This is a genomic window from Photobacterium sp. 2_MG-2023 (assembly GCF_030547675.1).
GTDB lineage: Bacteria > Pseudomonadota > Gammaproteobacteria > Enterobacterales > Vibrionaceae > Photobacterium > Photobacterium arenosum.
This window is the reverse complement of record NZ_JAUOQQ010000015.1, coordinates 1-15,324: the sequence shown is the minus strand read 5'-3', so window position 1 is coordinate 15,324 and position 15,324 is coordinate 1. Positions and strand designations below refer to the sequence as shown.

The 15,324-nt window shown below is 49.8% G+C and carries 17 protein-coding genes; 3 read left to right on the top strand and 14 right to left on the bottom strand.

Annotated elements, in window-relative coordinates:
* Positions 1-10 precede the first annotated feature (10 nt).
* A complete protein-coding gene (gene mglA / locus Q4491_RS13200) occupies positions 11-1,519 on the bottom strand; it encodes a galactose/methyl galactoside ABC transporter ATP-binding protein MglA (RefSeq protein WP_303458059.1) in 1,509 nt (502 codons plus the stop codon).
* 78 nt (positions 1,520-1,597) lie between these two features.
* A complete protein-coding gene (mglB, locus tag Q4491_RS13195; RefSeq protein ID WP_303458057.1) occupies positions 1,598-2,575 on the bottom strand; it encodes a galactose/glucose ABC transporter substrate-binding protein MglB in 978 nt (325 codons plus the stop codon).
* 691 nt (positions 2,576-3,266) lie between these two features.
* Between mglB and Q4491_RS13190 the strand changes: the two genes are divergently transcribed.
* Together Q4491_RS13190 and Q4491_RS13185 are read left to right on the top strand one after the other, a co-directional pair.
* Positions 3,267-4,964, top strand: coding sequence for a BCCT family transporter (locus Q4491_RS13190; protein ID WP_303458055.1), 1,698 nt, complete (start codon positions 3,267-3,269; stop codon positions 4,962-4,964).
* Positions 4,965-5,032: 68 nt separating this feature from the next.
* Positions 5,033-5,404 carry a hypothetical protein gene (locus tag Q4491_RS13185; RefSeq protein ID WP_237795187.1) on the top strand — a complete coding sequence of 124 codons (372 nt, stop codon included), beginning with the start codon at positions 5,033-5,035 and terminating at the stop codon, positions 5,402-5,404.
* Between the two features lie 122 nt (positions 5,405-5,526).
* Here Q4491_RS13185 and Q4491_RS13180 read toward each other — a convergent pair whose 3' ends face one another.
* The 4 genes from Q4491_RS13180 to kynA all read right to left on the bottom strand — a co-directional run bounded on the left by Q4491_RS13180 (position 5,527) and on the right by kynA (position 9,172).
* Positions 5,527-6,141 carry an MliC family protein gene (locus Q4491_RS13180; protein ID WP_303458052.1) on the bottom strand — a complete coding sequence of 205 codons (615 nt, stop codon included), beginning with the start codon at positions 6,139-6,141 and terminating at the stop codon, positions 5,527-5,529.
* 260 nt (positions 6,142-6,401) lie between these two features.
* Positions 6,402-7,643: a kynureninase gene (gene kynU, locus Q4491_RS13175; protein WP_303458050.1), complete on the bottom strand. Its 1,242-nt coding sequence runs from the start codon at positions 7,641-7,643 to the stop codon at positions 6,402-6,404.
* A gap of 28 nt (positions 7,644-7,671) precedes the next feature.
* The gene (kynB, locus tag Q4491_RS13170) at positions 7,672-8,301 is read right to left on the bottom strand and encodes an arylformamidase (RefSeq protein ID WP_303458048.1); all 630 of its coding nucleotides are present in this window, start codon (positions 8,299-8,301) and stop codon (positions 7,672-7,674) included.
* Positions 8,294-9,172, bottom strand: a complete 879-nt coding sequence (gene kynA, locus Q4491_RS13165; RefSeq protein ID WP_303458046.1) for a tryptophan 2,3-dioxygenase — start codon at positions 9,170-9,172, stop codon at positions 8,294-8,296. Before kynA ends, kynB begins: the two co-directional genes overlap by 8 nt.
* A gap of 116 nt (positions 9,173-9,288) precedes the next feature.
* Here kynA and Q4491_RS13160 point away from each other — a divergent pair, with 116 nt between their 5' ends.
* On the top strand, positions 9,289-10,194 hold the full coding sequence (locus Q4491_RS13160) for a LysR family transcriptional regulator (RefSeq protein ID WP_330872794.1): 906 nt from the start codon (positions 9,289-9,291) through the stop codon (positions 10,192-10,194).
* On the opposite strand, the gene Q4491_RS13155 is transcribed toward Q4491_RS13160, so the two are convergent.
* The 8 genes from Q4491_RS13155 to Q4491_RS13120 all read right to left on the bottom strand — a co-directional run bounded on the left by Q4491_RS13155 (position 10,157) and on the right by Q4491_RS13120 (position 15,201).
* The gene (locus tag Q4491_RS13155) at positions 10,157-10,645 is read right to left on the bottom strand and encodes a GNAT family N-acetyltransferase (protein WP_218387317.1); all 489 of its coding nucleotides are present in this window, start codon (positions 10,643-10,645) and stop codon (positions 10,157-10,159) included. The two genes, Q4491_RS13160 and Q4491_RS13155, sit on opposite strands and share 38 nt — an antisense overlap.
* Positions 10,646-10,709: 64 nt before the next feature.
* Positions 10,710-11,126 carry an NUDIX hydrolase gene (locus Q4491_RS13150; RefSeq protein ID WP_192016736.1) on the bottom strand — a complete coding sequence of 139 codons (417 nt, stop codon included), beginning with the start codon at positions 11,124-11,126 and terminating at the stop codon, positions 10,710-10,712.
* Complete coding sequence (locus tag Q4491_RS13145; RefSeq protein ID WP_192016737.1) at positions 11,126-11,554, bottom strand: VOC family protein; 429 nt, start codon at positions 11,552-11,554, stop codon at positions 11,126-11,128. Before Q4491_RS13145 ends, Q4491_RS13150 begins: the two co-directional genes overlap by 1 nt.
* The gene (locus tag Q4491_RS13140; RefSeq protein WP_303458041.1) at positions 11,551-12,054 is read right to left on the bottom strand and encodes an ATP-binding protein; all 504 of its coding nucleotides are present in this window, start codon (positions 12,052-12,054) and stop codon (positions 11,551-11,553) included. Before Q4491_RS13140 ends, Q4491_RS13145 begins: the two co-directional genes overlap by 4 nt.
* A gap of 36 nt (positions 12,055-12,090) precedes the next feature.
* The gene (locus Q4491_RS13135; RefSeq protein ID WP_303458040.1) at positions 12,091-12,840 is read right to left on the bottom strand and encodes a PhzF family phenazine biosynthesis protein; all 750 of its coding nucleotides are present in this window, start codon (positions 12,838-12,840) and stop codon (positions 12,091-12,093) included.
* Positions 12,841-12,843: 3 nt separating this feature from the next.
* Entirely contained in the window at positions 12,844-13,443 is a 600-nt protein-coding gene (locus Q4491_RS13130) for a DJ-1/PfpI family protein (RefSeq protein ID WP_237795194.1), read from the bottom strand.
* Positions 13,444-13,538: 95 nt separating this feature from the next.
* Positions 13,539-14,606, bottom strand: a complete 1,068-nt coding sequence (locus Q4491_RS13125; protein WP_303458037.1) for an endonuclease/exonuclease/phosphatase family protein — start codon at positions 14,604-14,606, stop codon at positions 13,539-13,541.
* Positions 14,607-14,739: 133 nt separating this feature from the next.
* Positions 14,740-15,201, bottom strand: coding sequence for a DUF6151 family protein (locus Q4491_RS13120; protein ID WP_303458034.1), 462 nt, complete (start codon positions 15,199-15,201; stop codon positions 14,740-14,742).
* Positions 15,202-15,324 lie beyond the last annotated feature (123 nt).

Genomic DNA, 15,324 nt, shown 5'->3' with positions numbered 1-15,324 from the left:
TTAATAACCCTTACAGATAGCGGGAAGCAAGGCTGAGAATTTCATTTTGTGTCGTATTTCTGGTCTCGACAATACCTGCTGCACGACCATTACTCATCACCAAAATACGATCTGTTATCCCTAACAACTCAGGCATTTCAGATGAAATAATAATGATACCTTTATCTTTTTTCGCCAGATCTAAAATCAGCTGATAAATTTCAAACTTGGCGCCAACATCAATACCACGAGTGGGTTCATCCAGCATCAGTATTTCGGGTCCGGTTAATAACCAGCGCCCGATAATGACTTTTTGCTGATTACCCCCAGATAAAGAACCTATGGTGGTTTTATGTGAAGGCGTTTTTACCCGCATAGAGTCAATGACCCATTGAGTATCACTCGACATCTTTTTATTGCTGAGTAAACCTGTACTTTGCTTATAATCGTCCAGGTTGGCAATCAAAGCATTAAAACGGATATCGAGGTTGGCATATATCCCGGTTGAACGACGCTCTTCTGTCACCAGGGCAAACCCGTTTTTAATGGCTTCATGGGCGTCACGGTTAGCCATTGGCTTACCGTGTAACAGGATTTGCCCTTCACTGCGCTCACGAATTCCAAACAAGGTTTCAACAACATCTGTACGTTTGGATCCCACAAGACCCGCAATGCCAAGCACTTCGCCTTTACGTAACTCAAAACTGACGTCTTTAATCGACGGTTGATTGCGTGCTGTCAGGTTATTCACTTCCAGAATAGGCTCTTTCGGTGTGTTATCTTTTTCAGGAAAACGCTGCGTCAGTTCACGGCCGACCATCATACTGATAATGTCATCCATGCTCAGCCCTTCCAGCGCTCGGGTATCAATCCACTGTCCGTCTCGTAATATCGTAATTTCGTCACATATCGAAAAGATCTCTTCCATCTTATGCGATATATAAATAATGCCGCAGCCTTTTTCTTTTAGTTTATTAATGATCGTAAAAAGATGGTTCACTTCCTTTTCTGTCAAAGAAGAAGTTGGCTCATCCATAATCACGATTTTGGCGTTATACGAAAACGCTTTGGCTATCTCTACCATTTGCATTTGAGAGACAGAAAGTGTCGAAACCTTTACTTTTGGATCGATATTAATATCTAATTCTTCAAAAACACGTTTGGTTTCTTCATACATTTTTCTCTGGTCAACAAACAGCCCTTTCTTGGGATATCTGCCTAGCCAGATGTTATCCATGACGGTACGTTGCAGTACCTGGTTTAATTCCTGATGAACCATAGAAACGCCAGATTCCAGCGCTTGTTTCGATGAGTGGAAATTGACCGATTTACCCAGAAAAACAATTTCACCTTCATCTTTCTCGTAAATACCAAACAGGCACTTCAATAAAGTCGATTTCCCAGCCCCGTTCTCCCCCATCAAGGCATGTATAGAATGTGGACGGACTTTGAGATTCACATTATCCAGCGCTTTTACGCCGGGGAATTCCTTGCTGATCCCTGACATTTCTAGCAGGAATTCATCATTTTGTATTGTCATACAGTCTTACCAATGTGCGGCTGGCAACCTGGAGAGGCGGTAGCATGCCTCCCCAGACTTGGATGGAACAAGACGTCGTTATTTCAGCGTGCTGGCATCAACGCCCACGTATGGAACACGAACAATTTTATTCTCCACTTTCCAATTGGTACCTTCAGTCGCCGAACGGCCATTGGCAAGGTTACGTGCCAGTTCAAAAGTCGCTTTCGCCTGATTCTGCGCATCATTCAGTACGGTACCAGCCAGTTCACCTTTTTTGATCATACTCAGCGCTTCGTCCAGTGCGTCGACACCAAATACGGGGAGCTGGCTTTTGCCCACCGCTTTCAGGGATTCCACGGCACCCATCGCCATACCATCATTATTCGCAATCACGACTTCAATGTTGTTACCGTCTGGGCCAGAGATCCAGGCGTCCATTTTGTCTTTCGCCATCGCGGTATCCCACATGCCTGTATCCAGGTGCAGTTGCTGTGTTTCGATACCGTTATCGTTAATCGTCTTCACCGAATAGCTGGTACGGGCTTCAGCGTCAGGATGACCCGGTTCGCCTTTCAGCATCACAAACTGCAGCTTGCCGTCTTTGTTCAGATCCCATTCCGGATGCGCTTTCCATTGCTTAGCAATCAGGTTGCCCTGAATGACGCCCGACTCTTTTGAATCTGTTCCGACATAGTACGCTTTATCATAGCTTGCCAGAACGGCGGCACTCGGTTCTTTGTTGTAGAATACAACCGGCACATCATCCATTTTCGCTTTACTGATCACAACCGGTGCTGCCGCCGGGTCAACCAGATTAATCGCCAGCGCCTGAACGCCCCTTGCCAGCATGATGTCGATCTGATCGTTCTGCATTGACTGACTGTTTTGTGAGTCATTCATCATGACACGGGTATCGCCGTCCTGATTGGCTTCTTTTTCAATTGCCTGGCGCACAACCGACATAAAGTTGTCGTCATACTTATACACAGTCACGCCAACTGTGGTGCCTGCTGTAGCTGATGAAGCGAGTGTAACGCCCGCGCAAAGGGTTGCTAGCAAGGTTAATTTTTTCATCAAACTCATCCTGTATTCATTATTGGTATACGACTGGGTGTAGGGTTGAGGCCATGCGATTCACTTCGCTTATCCGACCTAACAGCAACGAGTCTAACCTGACAAACGTTAATAAAAAGTGATCAACAACAAAAATGTAAACGTTTCCCCAATTCAAATAAAACCTCATTTATGTAACAAACCTCTCTGACAGGTATCTAAACAGCATATTGGGACTATTGGTATGACACAAAGACAACTACAAGATAAAAGCATTTAAAATCAGTAGTTAAAACAAATTAACTATCGAATACAGAGAATTTCAATAGGTTAAAACGGACTGTCTCTGTCGTTTCTTCTCCATTTTTGTAACAAAAACCACCCTGATGAACCTCACAAAACGCGCTGAAACATCATGAAGGCCTAAGGTTAACCAAGAGAGGACTGAGCGATCTGATGAAAGGTTAGCGGGGATTTATAGTTTATGTGTAAACGATACCAATACATTTCTATCACTATATACAACCAAACACAGCCGGCGGGAATCGCCTTTGAATCAACGCTGATTGACAGCTCGACTATAATAAGCTCGTAATCGGCACTATGGATCGGCATTGGTTTTCCGGACGTTATGTTCTAAGAATTAACAATACGACTCATATACCACCCAATTCACGGACGAATCACACACCCTTTTTGTGCGGAGGCCGCGATGTCGTCCACCAAATTCAATGACATCATAGATAAACCTACCTTTTTCGGTTCCCTCTTCCTGCTATTTGCTGTGACCTTGCCTTTAGTCTTCTTTCCCGAAGCGGGAGCAGCCTGGGTGCTGAGCGCCAAAGATTTTGTGACCGATCAGCTTGGCGTGCTCTACCTGATTCTCGGCCTTGGTGCGTTTCTTTTTATGGTGTACATCACCTTCAGTGATATCGGCCAGATCAAACTGGGCACCCCTGAGGAAAACCCGGAATTTTCCACTTTTTCCTGGGCTGCGATGCTGTTTTGCTCTGGTATTGGCGCGTCGATTCTTTACTGGTCAATGATTGAATGGGCTTACTATTATCAGACCCCGCCTTTCGACATTCCCGGCGGTACGCACGAAGCCGCCAAATGGGCAGTCACCTATGGCATTTTTCACTGGGGACCGCTGGCCTGGTCTATTTATTTGATCCCTGCGTTACCTATTGCCTATTTCTACTATGTTCGTAACCACAGTGTTCTGAAAATCAGTGAAGCGTTAATGCCGGTTCTGGGGGAAGAACGGGCGCGCGGATGGCTGGGCAAACTCATTGATGTGTTCTTTATCTTCGGTATGCTGGGAGGCGGGGCAACCACCCTCGGCCTTGCCGCCCCTTTAATTAATCAGGGCGTCCACGAGCTTCTTGGCGTGCCAAATAACCTCTATACCCGCATAATGGTGCTGATTGTCTGTACCGCCATTTTCGGTTACAGCGCTTATGCCGGTCTGAAAAAAGGCATACAGTTACTGTCTAATATCAACATGTGGCTGGCCGTCAGCATCTTGCTGTTCATTTTCATTACCGGGCCCACTCTCTTCATGCTGAACACCGGGCTGGATTCACTGGGCCGAATGATCAACAACCTGTTCGAGATGGCAACCTGGACAGAGCCATTTGCCCAGTTCCGACAATTTCCCGACACCCATTTCCCTCAGGACTGGACCATATTCTATTGGGCATGGTGGCTGGTTTTCGCGCCCAGCGTGGGACTGTTTATAGCCCGTATTTCCAAGGGGCGAACCATAAAAGCCATGGTTGTCGGCTCGATTTTTTTCGGCACCCTGGGCTGTTTCCTGTTTTTCATGATCATGGGTAATTACGGTATTTATCTGCAACTTTCCGGGCAGTTAGATGTTATTTCCATACTGAACAATCAGGGGGCCACTGCCGCTATTTTTGCCATGCTGCACACTCTGGCCCTCAGTAAACTGGTGATTCTCGCCTTTACAATCCTGGCGGTGATCTTCACCGCCACCACCTTTGATTCTATTTCCTATATTCTGGCCGCTGTCGTGCAGAAAGAGATAGATGAAGAGCCGGCACGTTGGAATCGTCTGTTCTGGGCATTTGCCCTGTCTGTCATGCCCATTACCCTGATGTTCATCGGGGGATTGGATACCCTGCAAACAGCCAGTGTGATCGGGGGCGTCCCTTTGCTTCTCGTCGCATTGCTGCTGTGTATTTCCATTATTCGTGCGGCGCACTTTGATCTTCGCTATCAACCTGATTATGAGGACAAAGAGATTTATATCGAAGAATTGCCAGATGACGACCCATGGACTGAAGAGGGTTCCTGGGATCAGGAAGGACCGGAAGAGCACGGTGTATCACATGATGATAAACCTCATATTGAGGGGGATCCGGACAGCCACCCGTCAAGGCTGTAAAACCTTGTCTCTGGGCCGGAAAGGCCATAGACCCTTGCTGACTTTTCTCCCATGACAGGAGAGCGGATATGAGATTGCTGATTGGCCTGATAGGCGTAGCTGTTGCGTTTTTAGGTTTGGTCATTGCCGCTGAGCCCAGGCTGATTCTGGACTTTATCGACAGACACAAAAAACAGCTCTGGCTGCATTTTGTGGCGGTTGCCGTGCGCCTGCTCATCGGCTATCTGTTAATAGAATATGCAGATAATACCGATATACCCTTTGTGGTTGCCGCCATCGGCTGGATATCCATTATTGCGGCGATTTTTCTGTTAATTCTTGGCAGGGGAAACTTTAAAAAGCTCATCAGCTGGGCCGTTGATCTGAACGACATCCAGGGACGGTTCGCAGGTATATTTGCAGCGCTGTTCGGCGCTTTTATGGTGTACATCATTTTGTAAACGTGAACCCGATATTGACTGCGGGAAGCATGTTTTATCACGCTCATGTTTTATCACGCTCATGTTTTATCACGCTCATGTTTTATCAGGCTACAGCTTTATTACGCTACGGCTTCATCGCGCTAGGGCTTCACTTTGCAGTTCAGCTCTGGCGCACCGTATCCCCAGATGACGGTTGCTTCGCCCTGATGCTCCCACAGGCTTTCATTGCGTCCGACATATTTAGTACCGCTGGCGCTTTCCTGCTGATACATCAACGAGACACTGTCACCGCGTTCGGCAATCAGCGCTGGCGGGTCAGTAGGAAAGTAAGTCGCAATCACTTCACTTCCCGGCTGATCCGTACACAGATAAGTGACGGTGGCTGTTGCCTGAATCAAGCCATACCTGGCCTGCAGCTCAGCAATGCGCAGTTGATATCCAGACTCAACACATAGCTTTTTATCACTGGCTTTCCAGCACTCGTTGCGACCTTTCACCCAGCCTCTTTGCTCTGCTTTCAAGGTGGGGGGATGCTCATTGGTGGCTTTGGCAACCGCCCGTTTGTAGACCTCAGACAGCTGGTTATCTAACGCAGCTAATTCTTCGTCCTGACAAATCATCGCCTCAATGCTGCCATCTGCCACTCCGGTGCAATCAAACGATGGTTCCGCTGCTTTTACCTGGTGATACACCAGCACAGCAGCAGCACCAAGGCTGAAAACTACCCAGCCAACTCTGAATTTTCTGATTTTCATCCGGACTCCTGAACGGATCAGCCTTCTCCCCATCAACTATAGGCAATCAGAGGCTGTCCGTCAGGTATAACGGGAAGAAGCAAGAAAGCCGGGGCATACACAGATCCCGGCTTTGTCTCTACCTTACAGGTAAGGTTGTCCTGCCGGCTTACCCTCTCCGGCAAGACAGGTTCAGTGCTTCTGTGTACGGGTTTGATGCTACTGGTTTTGGTGTTATGGCTTAGAATGTATTGACCTGACAGATTCTGCAACTCTGCACATCAGGTTACTGCGGTGAGCTTTTTGAACGCCGCCTGATCCCAGCGATCGTTCGCCATGATGTCGACCAGCGCATCAACACAATCCCAGAGATCGACGTAACGAACGTACAGCGGTGTGAAGCCGAAGCGAAGAATATCCGGTGCACGGAAATCGCCTATGATGTTACGTGCAATCAAAGCCTGCATGATGGCAAAGCCCTGCTCATGGGTCAGAGAAACCTGACTGCCCCGCACCGCCGGATCTTTTGACGATGCCAGCCCGAAGCCGTACTGACTGCAGCGCTGTTCAATCAGCTCAATAAACAACTGCCCCATGCGAAGGGATTTTTCTCGGATCTGGTGCATGTCAGCCGAGGCCATGATATCTACCCCCACTTCCAGCAGGCTGGCACCGACGACTGACGTTGTGCCACACAAAGTGCGCGCAATACCCGGTGCCGCTTCATAGTCATCCCGCATCGCAAAAGGATTCGCATGACCAAACCAGCCACTGAGCGGTTGCTGCAACTGTGCCTGATGGCGCTTGGCAACAAACAGGAAACCTGGAGCGCCCGGACCACCATTGAGATATTTGTACCCGCAGCCAATGGCAAAGTCGGCGCCCACCTGATTTAACTGCACAGGCACTGCACCTGTGCTGTGGCTGAGATCCCAGATCACCAAGGCGCCTTTTTCATGAGCGCGGGCTGTAATCGCTGCCATATCAAACATGGCACCACTTTTGTAATGCACATGGGTCAGCACCACGACAGCCGTGTCTTCATCGATGGCTTCCAGAATGTTATCGCGATGCTCAGTCACCAGACGCACTTTGCCGTCCAGAAACTGTTCCAGTCCTTGCAAGATATAAAGATCCGTCGGGAAGTTACCCGGTTCAGACAATATATTTTGACGTCCTGCATTCAGTTTTACCGCTGCCGCTGCCATCTTGAACAGGTTGACAGAGGTTGAATCCGCCACAATCACTTCGCCGTCGTCTGCCCCGATCAGACCGGCTATTTTATCTCCCACCCGGTGCGGTATGCGGATCCAATCGTGGGTGTTCCAGCTGCGGATCAACCCCTGGCCCCACTGCTCTTCCACCACTTGCCGTGCTTTTTCTTTTGCCGCCTTAGGCAACACGCCCAGGGAATTGCCGTTGAGATAGATATGCCCGGCGGGTAAATCAAACTGATCTCGATACGCTGCCAGGGGATCATCGCGATCCAGTGCTTCAAAATAGGCTCTGTTCAGTGTTTGCATGTTCAATTACTCCTGACTTATCCAATGGCTAGGCAACACTGCGCAACAGTGCCCGAACGGGGGAAGCATCCAGTGAGTCGAGTTTTAACGGCGGGGCGATCAGCTCATACGCTCCGGCAGGCACGTCATCCAATACCAGGCCTTCTAAAATCGCCATGCGATGACGCTTAATAGCTTGATGCGCACTCATGGTTTTCGAGCTCTGGGGATCCAGTGACGGGCTGTCGATGCCAATCAGACAGGCGCCACGCTCTGCAAGTAAGTCGATGGTCTCTGAGGCTACCGCCGTAAAATCAGACTGCCACTCATGGTGCGGAAACTGCAGATAGGTTTTGAAAATCACCCGCTCAACCTGATCCGGCAGCTGATCAATAATGTCCTGCGGTTTTATCCAGCCAACTGCCTGAGTAGCATCAATCACCACACACGGACCAATGTAATATTCCAGGCTGACCGCTTCCATGCTTTTACCCTGTGCATCGTAATGCACAGGCGCATCGGCATGAGTACCTGAGTGGCACGACAGGGAAAACTGACCAACGTTGACCGGGCATTGCTCGCTCATTTCCCAGTGGAAATACGAAGAGAATGCCGTGTCTCCCGGCCAGACCGGTAACCCCTGTCGCAGCGTTTGCGAAATATCCCAGATTTTAGTCATGCTTCGGCCCTTCAATAGAGGTACGCACCGACCACAATTCCGGGAAAAATTGCAGCTCCAGTGCTTTGTTGAGGTATTTCACCCCCGAAGTGCCACCCGTGCCGCGACGATAGCCAATGATGCGCTCAACCGTTTTCATGTGGCTGAAACGCCATTTCTGGAAATTGAATTCCATGTCGACCAGCTTTTCGGCCAGCTCATAGAGATCCCAGTATTCGTTGCTGTTGTTGTAGATTTCCGCCCAGATGCGTTCAATGTCTTCGCTGGGCTGATACGGCTGGGAGAAGTCCCGGTTGAGGTGAGACTCAGGCACATCAAATCCGCGGGCTTTCAGCAACTGCAGCGTGATGTCATAAATGCTTGGCGCATGGAGAACGGACTTCAGGTGATCGTAATATTTCGGGTGTGCGCGGTGCGCCTGAATCATGGCCTCATTTTTATTACCCAGCAGAAATTCCAGTTCGCGGTACTGATAAGACTGAAAACCAGAACTCTGGCCCAGTTCATCGCGGAAGCTGGCATAATCGGCTGGCGTCATGGTTGCCAGCACTTCCCAGGCGTTCAGCATCTGAGACTGAATGCGTGCCATGCGGCTCATCATTTTAAATGCCGGGCGCAGTTTGTCCTTGCGAATATTCTCCACCGCTCCATAGGCTTCGTGCAGACAAAGCTTCATCCATAGTTCAGACACCTGATGAATGACCACAAATAGCATTTCGTCGTGCTGCTGGGTAACCGGGTGCTGGCAGGAGAGTAATGGTCCCAGGGCGAGATACTGCCCGTAGCTCATGTCCTGATCCCAATGCACTTTTTCATTGTCCAGGTCCACTTTCAGCGCGGGTGCAGTCTGATTTTTATCCATTTTATTCATCCACTATTTCCTTGCCTGTCAGAGGCTATTGACCATTCATTTATTAGTTTACGAGACGGCTTTTTAACTGTAAATTTCATAAAATATTCAAAAACCATTAACTTTATTCATACATTATGGCCACAAAAATCAGTACAAGACACTTGCAAATGATAATGGCTGTGGCAAAGGCAGGTAGTGTGTCTGAAGCAGCCAGTCAGATTGGGCTGACGCAATCTGCGCTCAGTCATCGCATTCGTGAAGCAGAACGATTGTTAAATACCGAACTGTTTTACCGCCAGCATAAGAAGCTCATTCCGACCAGCGCAGGGAAACGGCTGCTGTTATCTGCCACTGTGGTACTCAGTGAGCTGGAAAGGGCTGAAAACGACATCGACAAACTGTCGGTGGGGATAGAGCACGTCATTCGGGTAGGTAATGAAGCCTACGGCGGTTACCATTGGCTGCCGCCCTTTATTAAGCTGTTTAATGAGGACTTCCCCAGCTATTCGGTCGAAATCATTCCCGATGTCTCTCTCGACCCGTTTACGGCGTTACGCAACGGTACGATAGACATTTCTATTGTCTCTGGCACGGTAACTCAGACTGGCTTCCGGGTGCTGAAACTGTTTCGGGATGAAATGATCGCTGTGATGCATAAAGACCACCCGAATGCCGGTAAAGCCTGGCTGACACCGCAGGAAATCGCCGCTGACACTTACATTACTTACCACACCACACCCGGTCCCGGACGTGAATACGAACAACTGTTCAGTCCGAATCACCTGTTGCCGCCGAAAGTCATCCGGGCTGGTGTGACCGAAGCGGTCGTGGAATTTGTCAGAGCAGGTATGGGGATTACGATCATGCCAGGCTGGGTGATAAAGCCGTACCTGAAAAGCGGCGAGCTGCGGACAGCCCGAGTGACAGAGCAAGGGCTCTACCTGAACTGGCAAGCCCTGATTCGGAAGGATGAACGCTCAGATTCGCCCATAGTGACTTTTGCTAAAGCACTGAAGCGGACGGATCTGCCGGCGCTGTAACTGTGCTGGTCATTGTCAGTGACATGGGCTGGTATCGCAGGCCGGCAAGCTCTGCCGCCGCCCCCGTTTTCTGAAATCCCTGCGCCTGATAAAAAGAGACTGAATTCAGTGAAGCACGCACGGTGAGCTCAGCATGACGAACCTGTTGAAGTAAAACCTGCAGCAACTGAGTCGCAATGCCTTTTCCCTGCCAATCCGGCAGCACAAATAACATCGCCAGATGTGCCCCTTGTTTGAGTTCTGCCATACCAATAATTTTGCCCTGCTGCTCATACACCAATATCAGGTTGTCTTCCTGCAGGCGAAGCAAGAGCGCTTCTTTTGAGGCCACTTTAAAGAAAGTATGGATACCGGCCGGCGCGAGTTGCTTTGCCGCACTTGCCAGAAACGCACTTTTCACTAATGCCTCGACCTCTTCAGCATCGTCTGCCGTCATCACTCTGATTGCCATGCGCTTCCCCTTGCTGCCAAAATCCAATCAATGTGTTTACTGTCGCTCTTTCTGCACCGTTATATCAGCGCCGTTCTTTCAACAAAGGTAAAATCACACGTCTGTACTCCGCCAGCGCAATGTTATCCGCCTCGACGGTAGCAGCGTTCGGTTCATGGAGAGATGTCCAGATCACCGCTTCCGCTTCCTGTGCCGACAGCTCACCCGTCCAGTCTGTCACTACATAATAATGCAGCCGTTGTAACTCTGTGGTGGGATGATACAAGGTACACAGCGGAAAATAGGCAATCGGCGTCACCGTCAGCTCTTCGGCAACCTCACGGATCAGCGCCTGCTCAAGGCTTTCTCCTGCTTCGACATGCCCACCGGGAATGGCCATCAGGCCAGGATCAACCACTTTGCTCAGCTTGCGCTGTTCAAGCAATACCTCTTCACCGCGTATCAGCAAAAATGACACGCAATCATGTACTTCTCTTTGCATTATTCTGCTCTTCCTCTTCTCGCCATGGGATGATCCGGGTGCAATTGCAGCAAATCCCACAAGTTGCCGTACAAGTCTTCAAACACAGCGACTGTGCCGTAGTCCTGCTCCTGAGGCGGACGTACAAACCGGATGCCGTCGGACACCATACGCTCATAATCTCGCCAGAAATCATCTGTGCTCAGAAACAGAAATACCCTGCCTCCGGCTTGATTGCCAATGAAATTACGCTGCTCAGGGGTGGACGCTCGTGCCAGCAACACAGTGACGCCGTTGGAACCCGGTGGCGAAACCACCACCCAGCGCTTATCCTGTTCGGGTTGATAGCTGTCTTCGATTAAGTCAAATTTAAGCTTATTGACGTAAAAGTCGATCGCTTCATCGTAGTCACCGACAACCAGGGCAATATGCACTATGGCCTGTTTCATATGGAGGTATCCTGCTTATACTGCTGAATAATAAAGCCTTCACTGCTTTGCGGCGGCTCAAAAAAACGGGTAATTGCATCAAACGCTTCATCCGTGGTAAACGGGCTGCCTGCAGGCAAATCCTGACTGCGAATTTTCAACTGCGCTTTGCATACCTCGTCTGGTTTATCGACATAATGCAGGCAGTGCTCAACACCTGTCGCGGCAATCAGGCCGGTAAACCACTGACGCTGCGACACCGTATTGGCCGGGAAATCCAGCACAACAGATATCCCTTTGGCGAGCAAATCCTGAACATGCGGCTGTATGGTTTTCTTTAACCGCTCTGAATACTGGATGTAATCAGCCAGACTGCGAACCTCTTGCGGGTATAAGGTGCTGAGCCACTCATCTTCTACCAGCAACACGGCCTGATGGGTTTTGGCAATCTGTGCCGCTAATGTGGATTTTCCCGCTGCCATTTTACCGCACATAAAATGCAGTGTAGGAATCGCAGTCATTCGCATCTCCTTGTGGTTAGCCTGCTCTTCAGGCATTCAGACCGCTCCGCTCGGTTCAAACCGATACACCTTACCGCCAACCCATAGTTGCCCTTCGGTTGCCTCCAGATGGATCAGATTAGGGTATTCCGGATAGCCCATGTGAACGAAAGCCGGTTGTTCCAAAGGCAAAGGCAGCGCCGCACAGCACACCGCGCAAGCCGGATCCTCCGGAATGTTATATAAGGGGTTAGATGCTCTTGCATGCCAGCCGTCGCCCGTAGACACATACAACACATAGCCACTGAAGTTTTTCCCCTGATTCCATGCAGCCAGTGTATCCAGATCAAAACGGACGGCGTTCAGGGCGGAGATGTCTTTCAGTTCGATACACCATTTGGGTTTACCGGCACTGTAGAGTCCGGCCTTGAGGATCTGGCTGGCATCCAGGCCAAACCAGCCAGGTTCAGGCTGACCGGTAAAATCGGGAGTGACTGCCGTCGACAAGGCCATACTAACGCTGACCACATCTCCGGATTTTCGTACGTCGCTGATACCCGCCCCGGTTTCGACACGAAACGCAGCCTGGGCAATATGGCTTGCCGCACCCAGTAGTGCGTGACCGCAAATCGGCGCTTCTTTTGAGTCCGGGTAAAAGAAACGAAACCGGACATCAGCTTGCTCGCTGGGCGAAATCACAACAGTGACAGGAATACCAGAATTCATCGGATTTTCCGGTACTTCAGATATCGCCATCAGATTACCGCCCACATCCTTGCGCTTACCAAATACGTTATAAATATGCATCTTTCAGTCCAGATAGGGTTCAACAACAGACAAACAACGATTTACCGTGTCTTCTTTCTCTCCGACCGGAGCCACATAGTGGATTGCGTTTTTAGCAGCCTCCACACTCGCTAATTTCGCGATGAGCCAGGTTGCAAGATACTGAGATGCCAGACAGCCTCCGGCTGTTGCGACCGACTGGGATGCATGAAAAGGCTGCTCAAGCACCACTAATCCGGCGTCCATCGCCCAGGGCTGAGTCGTCAGGTCGGTACAGACAGATGCGTTATCCAAAATGCCCAGTGCCGGCAACAGCAGCACACCAGAACACTGAGTAGCAATCAGCTGTTTTTGCGGGCTCAGCGTTAAAGTGCTCATTAGTGATTGGTCGGCAACGATCTGTCGGGTCAGCGACCCGCTGCCGATGATGACTGCATCGGCCTGATTGGCGTAGGCCAGAGGTTGGTGGGCGGAGATGGTCAGTCCGTTCATTGAGGTTACTGTCGGCGTGGGACTGGTGATCTGCACCTGCCAGTTCTCGCTTTTGACCCGATTCAGTATTGAGTAAGCAACCAGCGAATCCAGTTCATTGAATCCTTCGAAAGTCAGTATGGCTATTTTCATTGCAGCATCCTTTGCAAAGCGGAGTGATACGCTAGATTAACGAAAGACAGATTACCCTGATTTAACAGCCAGTTGCCAGCCCGAATTCACCCGGTTCATTGTCCTGGACGCGGCACATTTTCATCGCTGACATTCTGCTCCTGAATAATCTCTTCCGCCCACTCCTCATCTTCCGTCTCAGCTTGCAGGCCGTTCTCCTTTTGTGCGGCAGACGGTTCAAGATACAGCTCAGTAAATAATGCGAAATGATCCGATCCAATAGACGGCAGACGCTGAATCTGGCTAAGTCTGAAATGGTGGCTGTGGAATATATGATCCAAAGGCCAGCGCAGAAACGGATAGTCGGCATGGAAGGTATTAAACATGCCCCGCCCCACGCGCGGGTCCAGTAAGCCGCTGATCTTTCGAAATAACCGCGTGGTCGACGACCAGGCAACATCGTTCAAATCACCGGTCACAATAATCGGCTGTGTGCTGCCGGATACACTGCGTGCCACCAGTATCAACTCGGCATCCCGTTCTGCCGAGGCCGGATTTTCAGTCGGGCTTGGCGGGGCTGGATGCAGAAAATGCATTCTGATTTTTTCGCCACAGGGAAGCACCAGCAACGTATGCATGGAAGGCACATCGTCTTCGATCAAAAACTCAACACTGGTATCCTCTAAAGGAAACCGGGCATAAACATGCATGCCGTAGAGATTATCCAGCGGGCACTTCATGGTATAAGGTAGCTGAGTTTCAAGTGTATCCAACTGAGACTGCCACCAGTCATCCGATTCCAGCGTCACCAGCACATCAGCCTGATACTGATGCACCAATGTGATTAACTTATCCGCCTGATGGTTCGGTGTCAGCACATTGGCTGTGATGATTCGCAGCCGCCTATGGCTGTTTTCACCGTTCGCCGTCTTCACCTCCTGACGCCAGAGCCGCGTATAAGGCAAAATCCACCACAACTGCCAGCCCAGACACACAAAGCACACCACAATAACCAGCCAGTGTACGTGAACAAAAGCATTAGCAATCAGCAGAAACAAAGCAAACACTGCCAGTTGCAGACGAGGAAAATCCCAGCCGCGCACCAGCCAGTGCGGATGCCGCCATAAGGGAAGCAGCGTGACAATAACAAGTAACAACGTCAGAATCGTTAGCGCATCAACCATAACATTTGCTCTGAAACCCAACATTCACCATTCGGCCCATGCAGAAAGGTATTGCTTCCTGCCCTAAGTATTGAGTTTAGAAGGTGTTTTCACACTGGGGATATTTCAGCTAGATCCGCTTCACAATGACTCATCATTCATCCGCTTTTTTACTCACAATCTCTGGCTGGCTAATGGGTTGAGCTTGGCGATCAAAAAAGGGATTCGGGCGTCCTTTTCCGGTCAGTTTCCAGCCCAGGATTTTCAGCATTACGCGAATCATCATTGGCCAGACGCGATTATTCCGCAGTATGTCTTCAGGCAATGGCGGGTTGGCATGTTGCGGGTAGGCATGCGCACGCACCGGGCCAAGGTGCTCTTCGGTTCTGTCTTGTGCTGATATCACTTTTTCGATTAAGCCAACAAAAGGAAAACCAGGTTTGAGGGTGTTCGCAATGGGCGTATTGCAACATCCGGCATACCAGCGAAATAAGCCTTCCGGTGTCAACCGTAAACAGCGAATGTGCTCACTGCCATTTGTCCATTGCACGCTGGCCGGACTGAGCTGAAAAATCGCCGTACCACGATGCGCCGTGAGTATCCGTTCAGGCGACAACGGTAGTGTTCAAAGTTTTGTGTCTTTTCCTACACTTCCTAAAAAAGGGGGGAGACACATCATGGCTGATAAATACGAAATTGATATCCAGGCATTCGCCAAAGCGCTGCAGTCCGGGCAAAA